This is a genomic window from Stenotrophomonas maltophilia (assembly GCF_047782825.1).
GTDB lineage: Bacteria > Pseudomonadota > Gammaproteobacteria > Xanthomonadales > Xanthomonadaceae > Stenotrophomonas.
In genome coordinates this window covers 3,078,693-3,095,048 of record NZ_CP180589.1, presented here as the reverse complement: position 1 = coordinate 3,095,048, position 16,356 = coordinate 3,078,693, and the positions used below count along the sequence as shown (strand labels likewise).

Annotated in this window: 18 protein-coding genes; 14 read left to right on the top strand and 4 right to left on the bottom strand. The window is 68.7% G+C overall.

Annotation, left to right across the window (positions count from 1 at the left end; translation table 11 throughout):
• Nucleotides 1-69 precede the first annotated feature (69 nt).
• From ACM2ZB_RS14500 to ACM2ZB_RS14475, 6 genes are all read left to right on the top strand, one after another.
• Nucleotides 70-363 carry a hypothetical protein gene (locus ACM2ZB_RS14500; protein WP_200734351.1) on the top strand — a complete coding sequence of 98 codons (294 nt, stop codon included), beginning with the start codon at nucleotides 70-72 and terminating at the stop codon, nucleotides 361-363.
• A 360-nt stretch (nucleotides 364-723) separates the two neighbouring features.
• Nucleotides 724-2,769 carry a TonB-dependent receptor gene (locus ACM2ZB_RS14495; RefSeq protein WP_416055962.1) on the top strand — a complete coding sequence of 682 codons (2,046 nt, stop codon included), beginning with the start codon at nucleotides 724-726 and terminating at the stop codon, nucleotides 2,767-2,769.
• A gap of 98 nt (nucleotides 2,770-2,867) precedes the next feature.
• Complete coding sequence (locus ACM2ZB_RS14490) at nucleotides 2,868-3,929, top strand: two-component system sensor histidine kinase NtrB (protein WP_416055961.1); 1,062 nt, start codon at nucleotides 2,868-2,870, stop codon at nucleotides 3,927-3,929.
• Nucleotides 3,922-5,370, top strand: a complete 1,449-nt coding sequence (ntrC, locus tag ACM2ZB_RS14485) for a nitrogen regulation protein NR(I) (RefSeq protein WP_416055960.1) — start codon at nucleotides 3,922-3,924, stop codon at nucleotides 5,368-5,370. Before ACM2ZB_RS14490 ends, ntrC begins: the two co-directional genes overlap by 8 nt.
• A 93-nt stretch (nucleotides 5,371-5,463) precedes the next feature.
• On the top strand, nucleotides 5,464-6,033 hold the full coding sequence (locus ACM2ZB_RS14480; protein ID WP_416055959.1) for a superoxide dismutase family protein: 570 nt from the start codon (nucleotides 5,464-5,466) through the stop codon (nucleotides 6,031-6,033).
• 31 nt (nucleotides 6,034-6,064) lie between these two features.
• Entirely contained in the window at nucleotides 6,065-6,700 is a 636-nt protein-coding gene (locus tag ACM2ZB_RS14475) for a superoxide dismutase family protein (RefSeq protein WP_416055958.1), read from the top strand.
• A 167-nt stretch (nucleotides 6,701-6,867) separates the two neighbouring features.
• Here the strand turns inward: ACM2ZB_RS14475 and ACM2ZB_RS14470 are convergent, their stop codons facing one another.
• Entirely contained in the window at nucleotides 6,868-7,755 is an 888-nt protein-coding gene (locus tag ACM2ZB_RS14470; RefSeq protein WP_416055957.1) for a hypothetical protein, read from the bottom strand.
• 93 nt (nucleotides 7,756-7,848) lie between these two features.
• On the opposite strand from ACM2ZB_RS14470, the gene ACM2ZB_RS14465 reads away from it, so the two are divergent.
• Nucleotides 7,849-9,144 (top strand): acetyl-CoA C-acetyltransferase, encoded by a 1,296-nt coding sequence (locus ACM2ZB_RS14465; protein WP_200753219.1) that lies wholly within the window; start codon nucleotides 7,849-7,851, stop codon nucleotides 9,142-9,144.
• Between the two features lie 86 nt (nucleotides 9,145-9,230).
• Here the strand turns inward: ACM2ZB_RS14465 and ACM2ZB_RS14460 are convergent, their stop codons facing one another.
• The 3 genes from ACM2ZB_RS14460 to ACM2ZB_RS14450 all read right to left on the bottom strand — a co-directional run bounded on the left by ACM2ZB_RS14460 (nucleotide 9,231) and on the right by ACM2ZB_RS14450 (nucleotide 12,403).
• A complete protein-coding gene (locus ACM2ZB_RS14460) occupies nucleotides 9,231-10,526 on the bottom strand; it encodes a heme biosynthesis HemY N-terminal domain-containing protein (RefSeq protein ID WP_416055956.1) in 1,296 nt (431 codons plus the stop codon).
• Between the two features lie 6 nt (nucleotides 10,527-10,532).
• Nucleotides 10,533-11,510: a uroporphyrinogen-III C-methyltransferase gene (locus ACM2ZB_RS14455; RefSeq protein ID WP_416055955.1), complete on the bottom strand. Its 978-nt coding sequence runs from the start codon at nucleotides 11,508-11,510 to the stop codon at nucleotides 10,533-10,535.
• Between the two features lie 104 nt (nucleotides 11,511-11,614).
• Nucleotides 11,615-12,403 (bottom strand): uroporphyrinogen-III synthase, encoded by a 789-nt coding sequence (locus ACM2ZB_RS14450; protein WP_416055954.1) that lies wholly within the window; start codon nucleotides 12,401-12,403, stop codon nucleotides 11,615-11,617.
• 34 nt (nucleotides 12,404-12,437) lie between these two features.
• On the opposite strand from ACM2ZB_RS14450, the gene ACM2ZB_RS14445 reads away from it, so the two are divergent.
• The 7 genes from ACM2ZB_RS14445 to ACM2ZB_RS14415 all read left to right on the top strand — a co-directional run bounded on the left by ACM2ZB_RS14445 (nucleotide 12,438) and on the right by ACM2ZB_RS14415 (nucleotide 16,345).
• Nucleotides 12,438-12,905 carry a YiiD C-terminal domain-containing protein gene (locus ACM2ZB_RS14445; RefSeq protein ID WP_164073852.1) on the top strand — a complete coding sequence of 156 codons (468 nt, stop codon included), beginning with the start codon at nucleotides 12,438-12,440 and terminating at the stop codon, nucleotides 12,903-12,905.
• Between the two features lie 32 nt (nucleotides 12,906-12,937).
• On the top strand, nucleotides 12,938-13,369 hold the full coding sequence (locus ACM2ZB_RS14440; RefSeq protein WP_313438288.1) for a hypothetical protein: 432 nt from the start codon (nucleotides 12,938-12,940) through the stop codon (nucleotides 13,367-13,369).
• Nucleotides 13,370-13,426: 57 nt separating this feature from the next.
• Entirely contained in the window at nucleotides 13,427-13,864 is a 438-nt protein-coding gene (locus ACM2ZB_RS14435; RefSeq protein WP_313438286.1) for a rhodanese-like domain-containing protein, read from the top strand.
• A gap of 99 nt (nucleotides 13,865-13,963) precedes the next feature.
• Nucleotides 13,964-14,482 carry a protein-export chaperone SecB gene (secB, locus tag ACM2ZB_RS14430; protein WP_108763643.1) on the top strand — a complete coding sequence of 173 codons (519 nt, stop codon included), beginning with the start codon at nucleotides 13,964-13,966 and terminating at the stop codon, nucleotides 14,480-14,482.
• Between the two features lie 20 nt (nucleotides 14,483-14,502).
• The gene (locus ACM2ZB_RS14425) at nucleotides 14,503-15,528 is read left to right on the top strand and encodes an NAD(P)H-dependent glycerol-3-phosphate dehydrogenase (protein WP_079224703.1); all 1,026 of its coding nucleotides are present in this window, start codon (nucleotides 14,503-14,505) and stop codon (nucleotides 15,526-15,528) included.
• Nucleotides 15,529-15,675: 147 nt separating this feature from the next.
• A complete protein-coding gene (locus tag ACM2ZB_RS14420; RefSeq protein ID WP_416055953.1) occupies nucleotides 15,676-16,059 on the top strand; it encodes a type II toxin-antitoxin system RelE/ParE family toxin in 384 nt (127 codons plus the stop codon).
• Nucleotides 16,043-16,345, top strand: coding sequence for a DNA-binding transcriptional regulator (locus tag ACM2ZB_RS14415; protein WP_313438277.1), 303 nt, complete (start codon nucleotides 16,043-16,045; stop codon nucleotides 16,343-16,345). The genes ACM2ZB_RS14420 and ACM2ZB_RS14415 overlap by 17 nt, the downstream gene beginning before the upstream one ends.
• Nucleotides 16,346-16,356: the final 11 nt, after the last annotated feature.

The following is a 16,356-nucleotide window of genomic DNA, read 5'->3' as shown; positions in this document are numbered from 1 at the left end:
TGACCCCGTATGCCTGATAATGGCGCCATTCCGAACTCTCCGGCCGCCGCTGCGGCCAGGACCCCTGCAATGAAGAACGTCAAAAGCAACAACGCGAAGAAGTACTACAAGCACTGGGCCGAATCGGGCCTGGGCAAGGGCAACGTGCTGATGGAAGCCCGCGGCGAGAAGATCGTCCGCCAGGTGGAAATCTACGGCACCAAGCTGGTCTGGGCCGACGAGCACGGCCAGAGCGACGACCGTTTCCTGCTGGCCGACCAGCCGGTGTCGTTCCTCGATTTCGACGAAGACGACGAAATCTCCGCGCGCGAGTTTGAAAGCGCCTGGAAGAAGGCCAGGGAAGCCACCGGCTACCCGGTGTAAGCCGCACCGGCTTCTGTAGAGTCGAGCCATGCTCGACTGCCTCACCGCCCTTTGTAGAGTCGAGCCATGCTCGACTGCTTCACCGCCCTTGTAGAGTCGAGCCATGCTCGACTGCTTCACCGCCCTTCGTAGAGTCGAGCCATGCTCGACTGCTTCACCGCCCTTCGTAGAGTCGAGCCATGCTCGACTGCCTCACCGCCCTTGTAGAGTCGAGCCATGCTCGACTGCTTCACCGCCCTTCGTAGAGTCGAGCCATGCTCGACTGCCGTTGGCGGGGAGCAGTCGAGCATGGCTCGACGCTACAAAGCAGTCGCGTGAAATGTTATATAATTACATTTCATCCGTATTCCCCCCATCCCCATGAAGACCTCCACGCTGGTGGCCGCCCTCGCGGCCGCCCCGTTCGCCCCTGAAGCCTTCGCACAATCCGCCGATGCCGCCCTCACCCTCGGCAAGGTCCAGGTGCACCAGCACGGCGAAGGCCAGCTGAGCGCACACCAGGTGCTGACCTCGGTGGACGTGCTGGGTGCGGACCAGATCGAGGACCGCAATGTCTCGCACAGCTGGGAACTGCTGGGGCAGATGCCCGGCATCCAGCTCACCGAAACGCGGCAGGGTGCGGAGTCGGGCAAGGTCAGCTTCCGCGCCTTCAACGGCGAGGGCTACCTCAACGCCATCAAGACCCTCATCGACGGCATCCCCAGCAACGTCAACAGCGGCAACCAGCGCTTCATCGACATGCTGTTCCCGCTGGAAATCAGCTACATCGAAGTGGTGCGCGGGACCAACGACCCGCGCTACGGCCTGCACAACATCGGCGGCAACGTGAACTTCGGCACGCGCCAGGGCGGCAACTACACCGATGCGCGGCTGGCCTATGGCAGCTACAACACCCGCGACGCGCAGCTGGCGGTGGGCCGCGAAGCGGATGGCTTCGCGCAGAACTATTTCGTCGGCACCCAGGCCAGCGATGGCTACCGCGACCACGACACCTCGAAGAAGTATTCGCTGGGCGGCAAGTGGTTCTTCGGCTCGCTGGACGAAGGGATGCGCGTGGGCCTGACCGCGCGCGCCTATCACCATGAGGCCGACGAACCCGGCTTCATGACCGCCGACGAACTGCGCACGCACCGCCGTGGCAGCGACCTGCGCAACGGCCATGATGGTGATGACCGCGACATGCGGCAGATCGCCGCGCACCTGGACATGAAGCTGTCCGACGCGCTCACCTTCGGCACGCGGCTGTACTACAACCGCTATGAAGACGATCGCCGGGTGACCTTCAGCGATCTGCCCACCGGCAACCTGCCGCGCCAGCGCCGCGAGTGGGATGAGCGGCAGACCGGCCTGCTCAGCACGCTCACCTGGCAGGCCAGCCCCGCGCTGACCGTGGAAGGTGGCCTGAACTACGAACAGCAGGACAACGGCTACATCCGCGAGCGCTACGCCTACGCCGAACCCACTGATTTCAGCCAGGCCCCGGCGCGCGTGCAGAACAACGACCGGCACAGCTTCGACAACTGGGGCGCCTACGTGCAGGCCATCTACCAGCCCGCCGATGCCTGGAAGATCGTGCCCGCCTACCGCGTGGACCGGTTCAGCGGGCGCACCCACCTCATGAACGGCGTCAGCGGCCGCCTGCAGGACTACGGCAGCATCGGCCAGCCCAAGCTGAGCGTCATCCACAGCCTGGGCGAGCACACCCACGTCTATGCCAACTGGGGCCGCACATTCCAGGTGCTGACCGGCTCCACCGCACCGGCCTACCTCACCCCGGGGCAGGCACCGATGCAGCCGTCCACCAACACCGGCATGGAGCTGGGCCTGAAATTCCAGCCGTTCCAGGGCGCCCAGGCGCGGCTGGCGGTGTGGCAGCAGGATGCCGAAAACGAGGTATCCAACATGCCGGCCACCGGCACCACGGTCACCCTGGGCAAGACCCGGCGGCGGGGCGTGGACGCGCAGATCAGCGCGCAGCTGGGTGCTGACTGGACCGTATGGCTCTCACACGCCTACCAGGAAGCGAAGATCACCCGCGACGATCGCGATGCCAGCGTTTCCCTGCAGGGCCGCGAAGTGGCCGCCACCCCGCGCCACATCAGCAACCTGGGCGTGGACTACCAGGCCAGTGATGCACTGCGGCTGGGCCTGCAGGCACGCGCACAGGGCGACTACTACCTGGAAGAGCGCAACGTGGCCGGCAAGTTCGGTGGCTTCGCCGTGCTCGACCTCAGCGCCGCCTACCAGATCAACCCGCGCTTCAGCGTGGACCTGCAGCTGAAGAACGTCACCGGCCGCGAGTACGCCTACGCCTGGTACGACAGCTTCTTCTGGGACAGCGCCCGCCCGATGTTCTCGCCGGCCCCGGGCCGCAGCGTGTTCGTCGGCCTGAACATGAAGCTGTAACCCGAATGGGGTCGGACCCCGCAGCGCAAGGGGTCAGATCCCTTTCCGCGAGGAAAGGGCTCTGACCCCAACCCCCCGTTTTGCACTACATTGGTGCAATGTCCGACCCCGCACCCCCGCCGTCCCTTGATGCCCTCGGCACGCCGCTGGCCTGGGCCGGGGCCGATGGCCGCATCGTCGGCTGCAACCCCGCCTTCGCCCGCTGGCTGGGCGTCAGCGTCCGCCGTTTGCTGGGCCAACCGCTGGCCGCGCTGGAAGTGCAGGGCGAGGCACTGGCCCATTTCCTGGCCCGCGACGAGCGCGACAGCCTGCGCCTGAACCGGCTGGCGCTGGCCGTACCGGGCGAAGGCGCGCGCTTTGCCGAAGGCTGGATGAGCCGCCGCGATGACGGCGGCTGGCTGCTGGAAGCGCACCCGGTGGATGAATTCCCCGGCCTTGACCCGACCCAGGCCCTGCCCAGCGCGCTCAGCGCCGCCTTGAAGGGCCTGGCCCACGAACTGCGCAATCCGCTGGCCGGGCTGAAGGGCGCCGCCCAGCTGCTGGCGCGCCGCGCGGCCCAGCGCGATGCCAGCGAACGCGAACTGATCGAACTGATCGGCTCGGAAATCGAACGCCTCAACGGCCTGCTCGACCAGCTGCTGTCGCCGGCCCCGGCCGCGCCGCACGCACCGCTGAACATCCATGCCGCGCTGGAACGCGTGCTGCGCCTGGCCGAAAACGAGGCCGGCTGGGCCGTGCGCCTGCAGCGCGACTACGACCCCAGCATTCCCGAGTTCCATGGCGATGCCGACCGTCTCACCCAGGCGGTGTGGAACCTGGTGCGCAACGCCATCCAGGCCGGCGCCGGGGTGATCACCCTGCGCACCCGGGTTGAACATGGCGTGCGCATTGCCGAACAGCTGCACACCCTGGCGCTGCGCCTGGAAATTGCCGATGACGGCCGCGGCGTGCCGGAAGAACTGGCCGAGCACCTGTTCCTGCCGCTGGTCAGTGGCCGCGCCGAAGGAACCGGCCTGGGCCTGGCGCTGGCCCAGCAGGTGGCGCGCGAACACCGTGGCACGCTCACCTACCGCTCGCGCCCGGGCCATACCGTATTCACCCTGCTGCTGCCGATCGGCAACGGCGCCGCCCCGGCCGAGGAGGCCCTGCGCGATGTCTGACTCGTCCCCTTCCGCGCAGCGCATCTGGGTGGTCGACGATGACCGCGCGGTGCGCTTCGTGCTGTGCACCGCACTGCGTGAAGCCGGCTACCAGGTCGACGATTTCGACAGCGCGGCAGCGGCGCTGAAAGCGCTGGCCGAAAACCCGCCGCCGGCACTGCTGTTCACCGATGTGCGCATGCCTGGCGACGATGGCCTGGTGCTGCTGGACAAGCTGAAGGCCGCGCTGCCGCAGCTGCCGGTGGTGGTGATGTCGGCCTACACCGATGTGGCCAGCACCGCCGGTGCGTTCCGCGGCGGCGCCCACGAGTTCCTGTCCAAGCCCTTCGATCTGGACGATGCCGTAGCGCTGGCCCAGCGCGTGCTGCCGGCCGTGGCCCCGGCCATGGCTGCGGCGGCGCCGCCGGCCGAACCACCCAGCGACCAGCCGCCGCAGCTGGTGGGCGACACGCCGCCGATGCGCGCGCTGTTCCGCGCCATCGGCCGCCTGGCGCAGGCGCCGCTGGCGGTGCTGATCATTGGCGAAACCGGCACCGGCAAGGAGCTGGTGGCCAACGCGCTGCACCGCGAATCGCCGCGTGCGCAGGGCCCGTTCGTGGCGCTCAACACCGCCGCCATTCCCGCCGAGCTGCTGGAAAGCGAATTGTTCGGCCACGAAGCTGGCGCCTTCACCGGCGCGCAGCGCCGCCATATCGGCCGCTTCGAACAGGCCAACGGCGGCACCCTGTTCCTCGATGAAATCGGCGACATGCCGTTGCCGCTGCAGACCCGCCTGCTGCGCGTGCTGGCCCAGGGCGAATTCTTCCGCGTCGGTGGCCGCGAGTTGATCCACGTGGATGTGCGTGTGGTCGCTGCCACCCACCAGGACCTGGAAGGCCTGGTCGCGCAGGGGAAATTCCGTGCCGACCTGCTGCACCGCCTGGACGTGGTGCGCCTGCAGCTGCCGCCGCTGCGCGAGCGCCGCGAGGATATCGCGCAGCTGGCCAGTACCTTCCTGGCCGCTGCCGCGCACAAGCTGGATACGCCGCCGAAGCGGCTCACCGCCGCCGCCCTGCAGGCGCTGCGCGAGCATGACTGGCCGGGCAACGTGCGTGAACTGGAAAACGTCTGCTGGCGCATGGCCGCACTCGCCGCCGCCGAGACCATCGGCGTGGCCGACGTGGATACCGCGCTGAACCGCACCCGCACCCGCCGTGGCAGCGCCGCCGGTGCCGACCCGGGGCAGTGGGAAGCGCTGCTGTCCGAATGGGCGCGGCGGCAGCTGGCCGAAGGCACCGAAGGCCTGCACGCGCAGGTGCGCGAACGGGTGGACCACGCCCTGCTGGAGGCCGCGCTGCAGATCACCCACGGCCGCCGCGCCGAAGCCGCCGCGCGGCTGGGGCTGGGCCGCAATACCCTTACCCGCAAGCTGGGCGCCGGGCGCCGCCGCGGGGGCCATTGAACGGCATCTGCACGCGGTCCTCGCACCCGCTTGCCGAACTGTTGATCGTTCATGGACGATGCAATGCTTAGTGTCACCTGCAAGGAGTCTTCGATGCGTCTGCCCCATGCCATCCTGCCGCTGTCCGCCGCCATGCTGCTCTCTGCCTGTGGCAGCGCGCCGAAGAAGCCGCAGCCCACGCCGCCGCCGCCGGTGCTGACCAGCGCCGCGCAACAGGCCGAAGCCAACCTGGCGCCGGCCTCGGCCAGCATCGTCAGTGGCCGGCTGGTGCTGAAGGTGGAAAGCGGTGGCCTGCACCTGACCGGCCTGGTCGGTGGCCTGCAGCCGATGCAGCAGGCCGGCTTCCATATCCACGAGCGCGGCGACTGCAGCGCGGTGGATGCCAGCAGCGCCGGCAACCACTTCAATCCCGCTGGCAGCGCGCATGGCCGCGCCGGCAGCGGCAAGCACCACCTGGGTGACATCGACAACCTGCAGGCTGACGCCCAGGGCCGCGCCAACGTCGATGTGCACCTGAAGGGCGTTACCCTTGGGGGAGGCGCCGCCACCGATGTCGCCGGTCGTGCACTGGTCGTGCATGCCAACGCCGATGACTATCGCAGCCAGCCCGCCGGCAATGCCGGCGTCCGCATCGCCTGTGGTGTGATCCGGGTCATCCGCTGATCGCCACCGGCATCATTCCAAGGAGAGTTCCATGCGTCTGATCCATACCTCGCTGTTCGCGGCCATCGCCGCCCTGGGCCTGGCGGCCTGCAACCAGCAGCCGGCCGCCGCGCCGGAAGCCGAAGCCCCGGCCACCACCCCGGCCGAAGGCTCGGCCGCCCCGGCTGATCCGGCCGCTGCCCCGGCCCCCGCAGCCGCCCCGGCCGCCGATGCGTCGGCCAGCGCCGAACTGGCACCGACCCAGGGCAATGAGACCAAGGGCAGCGTCACCTTCAAGGTGGTGGACGGCAAGGTGCACGTCACCGGCCAGATCACCGGCCTGAAGCCGGGCAGCGAACACGGCTTCCACATCCATGAGAAGGGCGACTGCAGCGCGCCGGACGGCATGAGCGCCGGCGGCCACTTCAACCCTGGCAAGCAGGACCACGGCAACGTCTCGGCCGACCCGCACCACGGCGGCGACATGCCCAACATCAAGGCCGACGACAAGGGCGTGGCCACCATCGATGGCCCGGTCTCCAGCAACGTCAACATCGGCAAGGGTGATGACTTCGACATCATCGGCCGCGGCCTGATCGTCCACGCCGACGCCGACGACTACAAGACCCAGCCGACCGGCAACGCCGGTGCGCGCCTGGCCTGCGCGGTCATCCAGAAGGCCCCGTAAGGCAGAACGGAAAACGCCGGCGCATGCCGGCGTTTTTCTGTGGGGTCGCATCGCAACTGTAGAGCCGAGCCCATGCTCGGCTGCTCTGCAGGCGGCCTGAGCCGAGCATGGGCTCGGCTCTACAACGACGTGCACGGGTGCTGCCGGCCAGCGGCCGGCACCACCCATCAGCGTGCCAGCAGCTCGCGTGCGTCCTGCCCGGCCTCGCAGTGCACGAACAGCACCGGCACGCCGTGCGCTTCCAGCACTGCGGCCATCTGCCGCTGGCGCATCAGGAACTGCTCGTAGATGCCCTGCAGGCGGTCGCAGTCGTTCTTGCTGTGGCTGTAGTACGCACACCAGCCGGCCGGGTCGAACAAGGCCATGCGCGCTTCGCCCTGCGTATAGCGCAGCAGCGGCTCGGGCGCGTTTTCCAGCCACTCGTCCTGGCTCGGGGCCATCAGTGCGGTCTCGATCAGCGGCCACAGCGCAGCCAGGCCCTGGTTGTCGTACTGCATCGACATCATCGCGGCCAGATCGTTCACGGTGAAGTAGCGCGCGTGCTCGATGCGCGCCCCGAACGTGTTCTGCGCCATCAGCGCGGTATCGGCATGGGCCATGCCGTTGGCCAGCAGCACCTCTTCCAGCGCATCGGCCACCGCCGTGGTGGTGGCCACGTCGCTGCCGGTCAGCAGGAACGGCACCACGCGCAGGCCACCGCCCACCAGGGTGGCATCGGCCTGGAACGGCAACGGCACTTCGCCGTCGGCACCGGCACCGAAGGCCAGCAGGCGCGGGCCCTGGCTGCGGCCCGGTGCGCGCATCTGCAGTTCTTCCAGGCGGCGGTGGATCGGCCAGCCCGGCCGCAGTACTTCGGCCGGGTCGAAATGGGCGGCGGCGAACACCAGGTCCAGCTCGGCCACCTGCGGCACCAGCTTGGCCAGGTCACGGCCGACGCGTTCGGCCAGTTCGCCTGCCTGGTCGGCGCTGAGCACCGCCTGGCGGGGGATTTCACCGCCGGCCAGTTCCAGGGCCAGCACGCCAAGGGCATTCATCGCGGGGTCGGGTTTGCTCATGGTTCCACGGTTGGCCCATCACAGGGCGGCAGCTACACTTGGCTCCATTATGCCTGCTCTGTCGTGCAGGCCATGTTGCAGACACCCTCATCCATGCCAGGTATCTCCATGCCCAACGCTCGTCCCGTCGCCATCCTCGGTGGCGTCCGCATTCCGTTCTGCCGCCAGAACACCGCGTATTCGGATGTCGGCAACCTCGGCATGTCGGTGCGGACACTGGGTGCACTGGTCGAGCGCTTCGGCCTGCACGGCCAGCAGCTGGGTGAAGTGGCGATGGGCGCGGTCATCAAGCATTCCAGCGACTGGAACCTGGGCCGCGAAGCCACGCTGTCCTCCGGCCTGTCGCCGCTGACGCCGGGCATCACCCTGCAGCGCGCCTGCGGCACCTCGCTGGACAGCATCATCACCGTGGCCAACAAGATCGCCCTGGGCCAGATCGAATCGGGCATCGGCGGCGGTTCGGACACCACCTCCGATGTGCCGATCGTCTACGGCAAGAAGCTGCGCGCGCGCCTGCTGGCGGCCAACCGCGCCAAGAGCACCGGCGACAAGATCCGCGCGCTCACCGCCGGTTTCAAGCTGTCCGAACTGAAGCCCGAATTCCCCGGCGTGGCCGAGCCGCGCACCGGCAAGAGCATGGGCGACCACTGCGAGGACATGGCCAAGGAATGGAACATCTCCCGCGATTCGCAGGACGAATGGGCGGTGTCCTCGCACAAGAAGCTGGCTGCCGCCTACGAGCGCGGTTTCTTCAACGACCTGATCGCCCCGTTCCGCGGCGTCGAGCGTGACAACATCCTGCGCGCCGATACCTCGCTGGAAAAGCTCGCCACGCTGAAGCCGGCCTTCGACAAGGTATCCGGCCGCGGCACCCTCACCGCCGCCAATTCCACCCCGCTCACCGACGGCGCCGCTGCGGTGCTGCTGGCCAGCGAAGAGTGGGCGCGCGCGCACGGCCACGAACCGCAGGCCTACCTGCGCGATGCGCATGTGTCGGCGGTGGATTTCGTGCACGGCGAAGGCCTGCTGATGGCGCCCACCGTGGCCGTGCCGGAAATGCTCAAGCGCAACGGCCTGACCCTGCAGGACTTCGATATCTACGAGATCCACGAAGCCTTTGCCGCGCAGGTGCTGTGCACCCTGCGTGCCTGGGAAAGCGAGGATTACTGCCGCAACCGCCTGGGCCTGGATGCACCGATGGGCCGCATCGACCCGGACAAGATCAACCTGCTGGGTTCGTCGCTGGCCACCGGCCACCCGTTCGCCGCCACCGGCGCACGCGTGATCGCCACGGCGGCCAAGCAGCTGGCCGAACGCGGCGGTGGCCGCGCGCTGGTGTCGATCTGCACCGCCGGCGGCATGGGCGTGGTGGCGATCGTCGAACGCTGAGTGCATCCACGCACGGCGTGGATCTACCCAGCAAAACGCCGCCCATCGGGCGGCGTTTTTTTATGGACCGGTGTGGCCTCGTCCGCTTACGGCACCCGCGGGTTGCCGAACTCGTCGCGCACCTCGTTGGCGTCGTACACCGGCGGCTGCACCGTTAGCGGCTGCTCTTCCACCGTGGCGCGCAACGGTGCGTCGGTGCCGTGCACCAGCGCCACGCTGTCCTCGCCACGCTGCAGGCGCAGCGCATTGGCCAGGCACTGCGCGGCCAGCGCGTGTTCGCCGCGCTGCGCAAACGCTTCACCCAGAGCCTCCCACGCCGGCGCACCGGCACCGGCGGCAATGGCTTCGTGCAGGAACGCATCGGCGGCGTCCCATTGCTGCTGGGCCAGGGCGATGCGGCCCTGGGCCAGGCGCAGGGCCGCCGAATCGTCATGCACGTTGCGCCAGCGCGCCAGGTTGGCCTGGCGGGTGGCCAGGCGCTCGGTGGGCACGCGGCCGTACAGCGCCACCAGTTCGTCGTCCCAGCGGTGGTCCAGCGCCTGCTCCAGGGCCAGCAGGGCCGGCTCGTCCCATTCCAGGGCCACGGCGCGGCTGGCATAGGCGGCCACCACATCCGGGGTCGGGCGCAGCGCCTTCGGTGTGGCCTCCCATTGCGCGGCCAGCGCGTTCACATCGCCGGCTTCCAGCAGGGCCTGGGCGGCCAGGCGTGCTTCCAGTTCGCTGGCCGCTTCGGCCGGCAGCACCTTGCTCTGCCGCAGTGCGCCCAGCTGGCCGTAGGCCTCATGCGCACGCCCGGCCTGGGCCAGCGCTTCGGTACGCAGCCACAGGCCGCGCGGCGGCAGCGGCTGGATGGCCGCCACGTCCAGTGCGTTGATCGCATCCACCGGCAGGTCGCGCGCCAGCAGCTGTTCGGCGCGCAGCAGGGCCTGCAGCGTGGCATCGCTTTCGCCCAGGCGCTGCAGCAGGGCTTCGCCGGCGGCGGCATCGGCACGCGACTGCGCGCTGCGCACGGCATTGGCCAGGGCCACACCGCGCACTTCCGGGTCGCCGGCGGCGCCGTCCAGCAGCTTCTCCGCGCGCTGCCACTGGCCGTGTTCGTAGGCCTGCAGGCCGTCGATCAGGCGCACGCGGCCCTGCTTGCGGCGGTAGCGGCCCCAGGCGCGGAACGGTGCGGCCACCAGGCTCCACAGCAGCCACAGCACCAGCAGGCCGATCACCGCCAGCAGCGCCACCTTGGGCAGGTTGCTGTGGTAGTCGTAGCCGCCGTAGCGCAGGATCACTTCGCCGTAGCGGTTCAGGTCGTCGGTGCCCAGCCATTGGGCAGCCACCACGCCGATGGCCACGGCCAACAGCAGTACGACCAGGGATTGCAGGGGTTTCATCGGGCATTACCTCCGGTCGGTCTGGGAGCGCAGTTGTTGCAGGGTGCTGCCGAGCACGCTGTTCTCGGCCTGCAGCGGCAACTGGCGCAGGGCCTGGAGTTCAGCATGTTGTGCGCGCAGGCCCGGTGAATCCGGCCAGCGGCGTTGTGCCCACTGGGCCACGCGAGCCAGTGCGGCATCGCGGCCAGAACGGTCGCCGCGCTCGATCGCTGCGCGCGCCAGGGTCAGTTCCACCTGCAGGGCGTCATCGGCGGCGCCGCGCTCGGCCTGGGTCAGCGGGCCGTTCAAGCGGCTGGGGGTGATATCCACGAAGGGCGCCAGCGCCGATTGCCACCACGGCCGTGCGGCGGCCTCGGCCGGCGAAGGCGGCAGTTCCGAAGGCAGCCCCTGCAGGGCCTGCGCGACCGCATCCAGGCGCTGCAGGGCCTGCACGCGTGGGCCGTGGCCCAGCGTGTCCAGTGCATCGCGTTCCTGCACCAGCGCCTGGCGCAGGTTCAGGCCTTCGTTGTCGGGCAGGTCGGCCAGCGCGGTGGCGGCCTGGGCATACAGGCGGCGTGCGCCGTCCACATCATCGGCAAAGGCCAGCCGCTGCGCGGCCTGGGTCAGCAGCAGCTCGGCCTCGTCGCGCTGCACGGCCTGGCGGCCCTGGTTGGCGCTCTCGGTCAGCTTGGTCAGGTTCTCTTCCAGCAGGGCACTGCGCTGGGACAGGCCCAGCATTTCATCGCGCAGCACGCGGTTGGTGGCCGCCGCATCCTGCAGGCGCTGGCTGGTCGCGCGCTGGTCGCGGCGCAGCGCCTCCACGGTGGCTTCCAGGCCCTTCAGCTGCACGGCGGTGGTCTGTGCCTGCGCCTGCCGGTCGTGCTGTGCCTGCTGCCAGTAGTGCCAGCCGGCATAGCCAGCGGCCGCCAGCACCACCACCCCGGCAAGCGGCAGCAGCCAGCGCGCAGGGCGGCGGGGCGGGGCAGGTGGCAGGGTGTCGTTCATCGGGCTTCCTTGTCGGCGGCGTCGCCGGATCGGTTCCGGCAGGCAGCGTTGCGCACAGCATCACCGCTGGCGATGACCCCGGCAAGCGTGCGCCGGGCGCCTGTTCAGGTCGCTGCCGGGGCAGTGAGCGCGGCGTGTGCAGCGGCGGTCAGGTGGGCGACAGTGGGGCCTTCGCTGCGCACCACGCGCTGCAGCCCCAGCGCCTGTGCCTGTTCGGCCAGACGGTCGCTGGCGGCCAGCACGATGGCGTGCGCGCGCAGCTGCTGCTGCCAACCGGGGGACAACGACTGCCAGAAGCGCTGCAGCGCCTCGCCACTGCTGACGGCCAGCAGCCAGGGTGTCGCCGAGTGGGCCAATCGCGCCAAATTGCGACGTGACAGGCGCAGCGGCACACGCTGGTAGACGTCTGCACGCACGATGCGCGCACCAGCGTCCTGCAGTTGCGCCGCGATCAGCCCGCGGCCGCCGGGGGCGGTCACCAGACCGATGTCCATGCCGCGCACGTCGGCCAGCACCGGCAGCCCCAGCAGGCCCTCGCTGTCCATCCGCTGCGGGGCATGCACGTCGGCGATGCCCTGTGCGTGCAGGGCGCGCGCGGTGCCTTCGCCCACGGTCAGCCACGGCCCTTGCTGGGTACCGGCCAGCGGGCGCAGCGCCGCGGCGGCGTCCACTGCGGCCGGGCTGGTGAACACCACCCGCGCACAGGCCAGTGCCTGGTTCAGCCGCTGTTCGACCGCCACGCCCTGCAGGCGCTGCAGCCGCCAAGGTGACAATCCCAGCACAGCCCCGCCCAACGGGGCGATGGCGCGGCGCAGCACGGCGTGCTGGCCCTGCGGCCGCAGCGAGATCAGGGTCCAGCCAGTGGGTATCGTATGGTTGGCCATTGACGTCATTATGCGGGCCCTTCGTTGTCGTGGTTGCTGCTCGATGTCCGTTGATGCCCTGACTTCCTCGTTGGCCTCCCTGCAGGACGTGCTGGACTGCATGCCGGCGGTACGTGCGATGCAGATCCGCCTGGATGGCTACGCCGATGGCGTGCTGCGCATCACCGCGCCGCTGGCCGCCAACGTCAACGACAAGGGCAACGCTTTCGGCGGCAGCCTGGCCTCGGTGCTGACCCTGTCCGGCTGGGCGCTGGTCAGCCTGCGCCTGCGCCTGGCCGGCCACGACGCCGAGGTCTACGTGGCCGACAGCAACCTGCGCTACCTGGCCCCGGTCTATGAAGACCTGCACGCCCACGCCGAAACCGCCGAAGCCAGCAGCTGGGATACGTTCCTGTCCACCTTCCGCCAGCGTGGCAAGGCCCGCATCAGCATCGTCGCCCGCCAGCCGGGCGCCGACGGCCGTTCGGCCGCCGAACTGAGCGGTCGTTTCGTTGCCTTCGCCAAAGGGTAGGATGGCAGGCTGACGTCCTGGGGAAACCACCGATGCGCCGCCTCATCCAGATCCTGATGTGCTCCCTGCTGCTGGTCAGCGCCGTGGCCAGCGCGGCCGCCGACGATCTCACCCGCAAGCAGCGCAAACTGCTGGAAGAGACCCAGATCGCCTACGGGGCGACCATCCGCTGGGGCAGCATGGACGATGCCATTGCCTACCTGGACCCCCAGCTGCGCAAGGAAAAGCCCCCCACCGAGTTCGAGTTGGGCCGTTACGCGCAGCTGCGCGTGTCCTCCTACCGCGAGCGCAGCAGCGCCTCGCTGGACGGTGGCCAGGTCGAGCGCCGGGTGGAAATCGGGGTGATCAACCAGAACACCCAGGCCGAGCGCACCGTGGTGGTGGTCGAGCGCTGGCGCTGGGATCCGGAAGCCAAGCGCTGGTGGCAGGCCGCCGGCCTGCCGGACCTGTGGAAGGGGCAGTGACGGCCCGCAGCCGGCTTGTGCGACAATCGGCGCCCGCTTAATCGACCCGTGACCTGAGTGAATTACGAAGAGTTGCTGGCCTTCGCAGGCCGAAACCCGATGCTGTCCGCGGCCCTGGTCGGCTTGACCGTGGCCCTCATCGTCACCGAAATCCGCCGCCTGTTCCGGGGCTACAAGGGCATCAAGCCCGCCGAGCTGACCCAGCTGATGAACGCCGGTGGCGCCGTCGTGGTCGATCTGTCGGCCAGTGGTGACTTCGAAAAGGGCCACATCGCCGGCAGCCGCAACGCCCAGGCCAGTGCCTTCGGCCCCGAGCACAAGCTGGTGGCCAACGCCAAGCAGAGCCCGGTCGTGCTGGTGTGCCGCAGCGGCAACGCTTCGGAAACCGCCGCCAAGGCGCTGAAGAAGGCCGGCTTCGAGAAGGTATCGGTGCTGGAAGGCGGCATTCCCGCCTGGCAGCAGGCCGACCTGCCGCTGGTCAAGGGCCGCAACTGATCGCAGGGGGTGACGGCTGCGGCCTTGTATGGGCCTGCCGCCGCCCCCATCGCAGTAGTTCGACCATCGTTTTCATTGCATTCATTGGAGTTACTGGAAATGTCCGAAGAGACCACCAACGGCGCCGTTGCGCCGGTCGATGCCGCCACCGGCCCCGCGTTCACCGTCGAGAAGATCTACGTCAAGGACGTTTCCTTCGAATCGCCGAATGCCCCGACCATCTTCAATGACCAGGTGCAGCCGGAACTGCAGCTCAACCTGAACCAGCAGGTGCAGCGCCTGGGCGAAAACGCCTTCGAAGTCGTGCTGGCTGTCACCCTGACCTGCCAGGCCGGCGAGCGCACCGCCTACGTGGCCGAAGTGAAGCAGGCTGGCGTGTTCGGCCTGGTCGGCCTGGACCCGCAGTCCATCGACGTGCTGCTGGGCACCCAGTGCCCGAACATCCTGTTCCCGTACGTGCGCCAGCTGGTCAGCGACCTGATCCAGGCCGGCGGCTTCCCGCCGTTCTTCCTGCAGCCGATCAACTTCGAAGGCCTGTACGCAGAAACCCTGCGCCAGCGCCAGGAGCAGGGCGACGCACCGTCGCTGGCTGACTCCGAGCCGGCCGGCAACGCCTGATCACTGCCGCGACGTCACGGATGAGCACTACCGCTGACAAGATCGCCGTGCTGGGCGCCGGTTCCTGGGGAACCGCGCTGGCCACCCTGCTTGCCCGGCACGGTCACCCGACCGTGCTGTGGGGGCGCGATGCCGCCGTGGTCGAAGCCATCGACCAGCGCCACGAGAACCCGCGTTACCTGCCGGGCATCCCGTTGCCGGACAGCCTGCGTGCGACCACCGACATGGCGGCCGCCCTGCAGGATGCCGCCTGGGTGCTGGTGGTGACCCCGTCGCACGCGTTCAACGAAACCGTGCGTGCGCTGGCACCGCTGCGCCCGGCCGGTGCCGGCGTGGCGTGGGCCACCAAGGGTTTTGAACCCGGTTCGGGCCGCTTCCTGCATGAAGTGGCGCGCGAGATCCTGGGTGACGACGTGCCGCTGGCCGTGGTCACCGGTCCCTCGTTCGCCAAGGAAGTCACCCTGGGGCTGCCCACCGCCATCACCGTGCACGGCGACGTACCGGAATTCGCACAGACCGTGGCCGAAGCCATGCATGGCCCGGCGTTCCGCGCCTATACGGGCGATGACATGGTGGGTGCCGAGCTGGGCGGCGCGATGAAGAACGTGCTGGCCGTGGCTACCGGTGTGGCCGACGGCATGCAGCTGGGCCTGAACGCCCGTGCCGGCCTGATCACCCGTGGTCTGAACGAGATGCTGCGCCTGGCCGCCGCCATCGGCGCCAAGCCGGAAACCCTGATGGGTCTGGCCGGCCTGGGCGACCTGGTGCTGACCTGCACCGGCGATCTGTCGCGCAACCGTCGCCTGGGCCTCGCCCTGGGCCGCGGCCAGACGCTGCAGGATGCCGTGCGCGAAATCGGCCAGGTGGTGGAATCGGTACAGACCGCCGACGAAGTGATGCGACAGGCACGCCGCCACGGCATCGACCTGCCCATTTCCGACCGCGTGCGGGCCGTGCTGCACGGCGAACAGACGCCTGCAGAAGGCCTGCGCGCCCTGCTGGCGCGGGAACAGAAACCGGAATACCCGGACACGCTGTTCAAGTGAACCGAAAAGCCCCGGCCACGCGCCGGGGTTTTTTTATGTGGATGAAACCCAACGGTAGCGCCGGGCCATGCCCGGCCGACGGCATCACTTCGCCCGTGGCGAGGCGTTGAAAAACGTACCCGTTTCGGGTATGTTTTGGACGCCCAGATGACGAATATCCTCAAACGGAAAGACATTGCGCGATGGCAAACGGCCCAGAAGCTGCCTGATGCCGCCTTGTGCAGAGCGGTCAAGGAGATGGAGGCGGGTCTGATCGACGCCGATCTCGGCGGCTGCCTCTACAAGAAGCGGGTGGCTCGCCCCGGTGCTGGCAAGAGCGCTGGCTATCGCACGCTGCTGTCGGCCAGGATCGATGATCGCTACGTGTTCCTCCACGGGTTCCCGAAGAGTGACAAGGCGAACATCACGCGGGATGAAAAGAAGGCGCTTCAGTTCGCCGGCAAGGTGTTCCTGGAATTGACCGGCGAAGCGCTGTCGCAGGCAGTGATATCGGGTGTTTTAGTGGAGGTGCATTGTGAGCAAGATCATTGAATCGCTGCGCGGCGATCTGGCCGCACTCGTTGAAGCGGGTGCGATCAACAAGGTGACGATGCGCGAGTTCGACGCGATATGTCCGCCGCCCGTACGGGAGTTCGGCGCTGCCGATATCAAGCGCCTGCGCGAAGCGTTGAAATTCAGCCAGCCGATATTTGCGCTTCATCTGCATACGTCGGCATCGACCGTGCGCAAGTGGGAGCAAGGGGAAACCCATCCCACCGGCCCGGCACTCAAGCTGCTGAACATCATCGCCGACAAGGGCCTGCAGGCCATCATCTGATGCCCGCCAAG

Coding starts and splice junctions, on each gene's coding strand:
- ACM2ZB_RS14490 (WP_416055961.1), top strand. CDS start 2,868: ATGTCCGACCCCGCACCCCCGCCGTCCCTTGATGCCCTCGGCACGCCG.
- ACM2ZB_RS14470 (WP_416055957.1), bottom strand. CDS start 7,755: ATGAGCAAACCCGACCCCGCGATGAATGCCCTTGGCGTGCTGGCCCTG.
- ACM2ZB_RS14440 (WP_313438288.1), top strand. CDS start 12,938: ATGCGCCGCCTCATCCAGATCCTGATGTGCTCCCTGCTGCTGGTCAGC.
- ntrC (WP_416055960.1), top strand. CDS start 3,922: ATGTCTGACTCGTCCCCTTCCGCGCAGCGCATCTGGGTGGTCGACGAT.
- ACM2ZB_RS14465 (WP_200753219.1), top strand. CDS start 7,849: ATGCCAGGTATCTCCATGCCCAACGCTCGTCCCGTCGCCATCCTCGGT.
- ACM2ZB_RS14475 (WP_416055958.1), top strand. CDS start 6,065: ATGCGTCTGATCCATACCTCGCTGTTCGCGGCCATCGCCGCCCTGGGC.
- ACM2ZB_RS14425 (WP_079224703.1), top strand. CDS start 14,503: ATGAGCACTACCGCTGACAAGATCGCCGTGCTGGGCGCCGGTTCCTGG.
- ACM2ZB_RS14455 (WP_416055955.1), bottom strand. CDS start 11,510: ATGAACGACACCCTGCCACCTGCCCCGCCCCGCCGCCCTGCGCGCTGG.
- ACM2ZB_RS14420 (WP_416055953.1), top strand. CDS start 15,676: ATGACGAATATCCTCAAACGGAAAGACATTGCGCGATGGCAAACGGCC.
- ACM2ZB_RS14450 (WP_416055954.1), bottom strand. CDS start 12,403: ATGACGTCAATGGCCAACCATACGATACCCACTGGCTGGACCCTGATC.
- ACM2ZB_RS14445 (WP_164073852.1), top strand. CDS start 12,438: ATGTCCGTTGATGCCCTGACTTCCTCGTTGGCCTCCCTGCAGGACGTG.
- ACM2ZB_RS14500 (WP_200734351.1), top strand. CDS start 70: ATGAAGAACGTCAAAAGCAACAACGCGAAGAAGTACTACAAGCACTGG.
- ACM2ZB_RS14460 (WP_416055956.1), bottom strand. CDS start 10,526: ATGAAACCCCTGCAATCCCTGGTCGTACTGCTGTTGGCCGTGGCCATC.
- ACM2ZB_RS14495 (WP_416055962.1), top strand. CDS start 724: ATGAAGACCTCCACGCTGGTGGCCGCCCTCGCGGCCGCCCCGTTCGCC.
- secB (WP_108763643.1), top strand. CDS start 13,964: ATGTCCGAAGAGACCACCAACGGCGCCGTTGCGCCGGTCGATGCCGCC.
- ACM2ZB_RS14480 (WP_416055959.1), top strand. CDS start 5,464: ATGCGTCTGCCCCATGCCATCCTGCCGCTGTCCGCCGCCATGCTGCTC.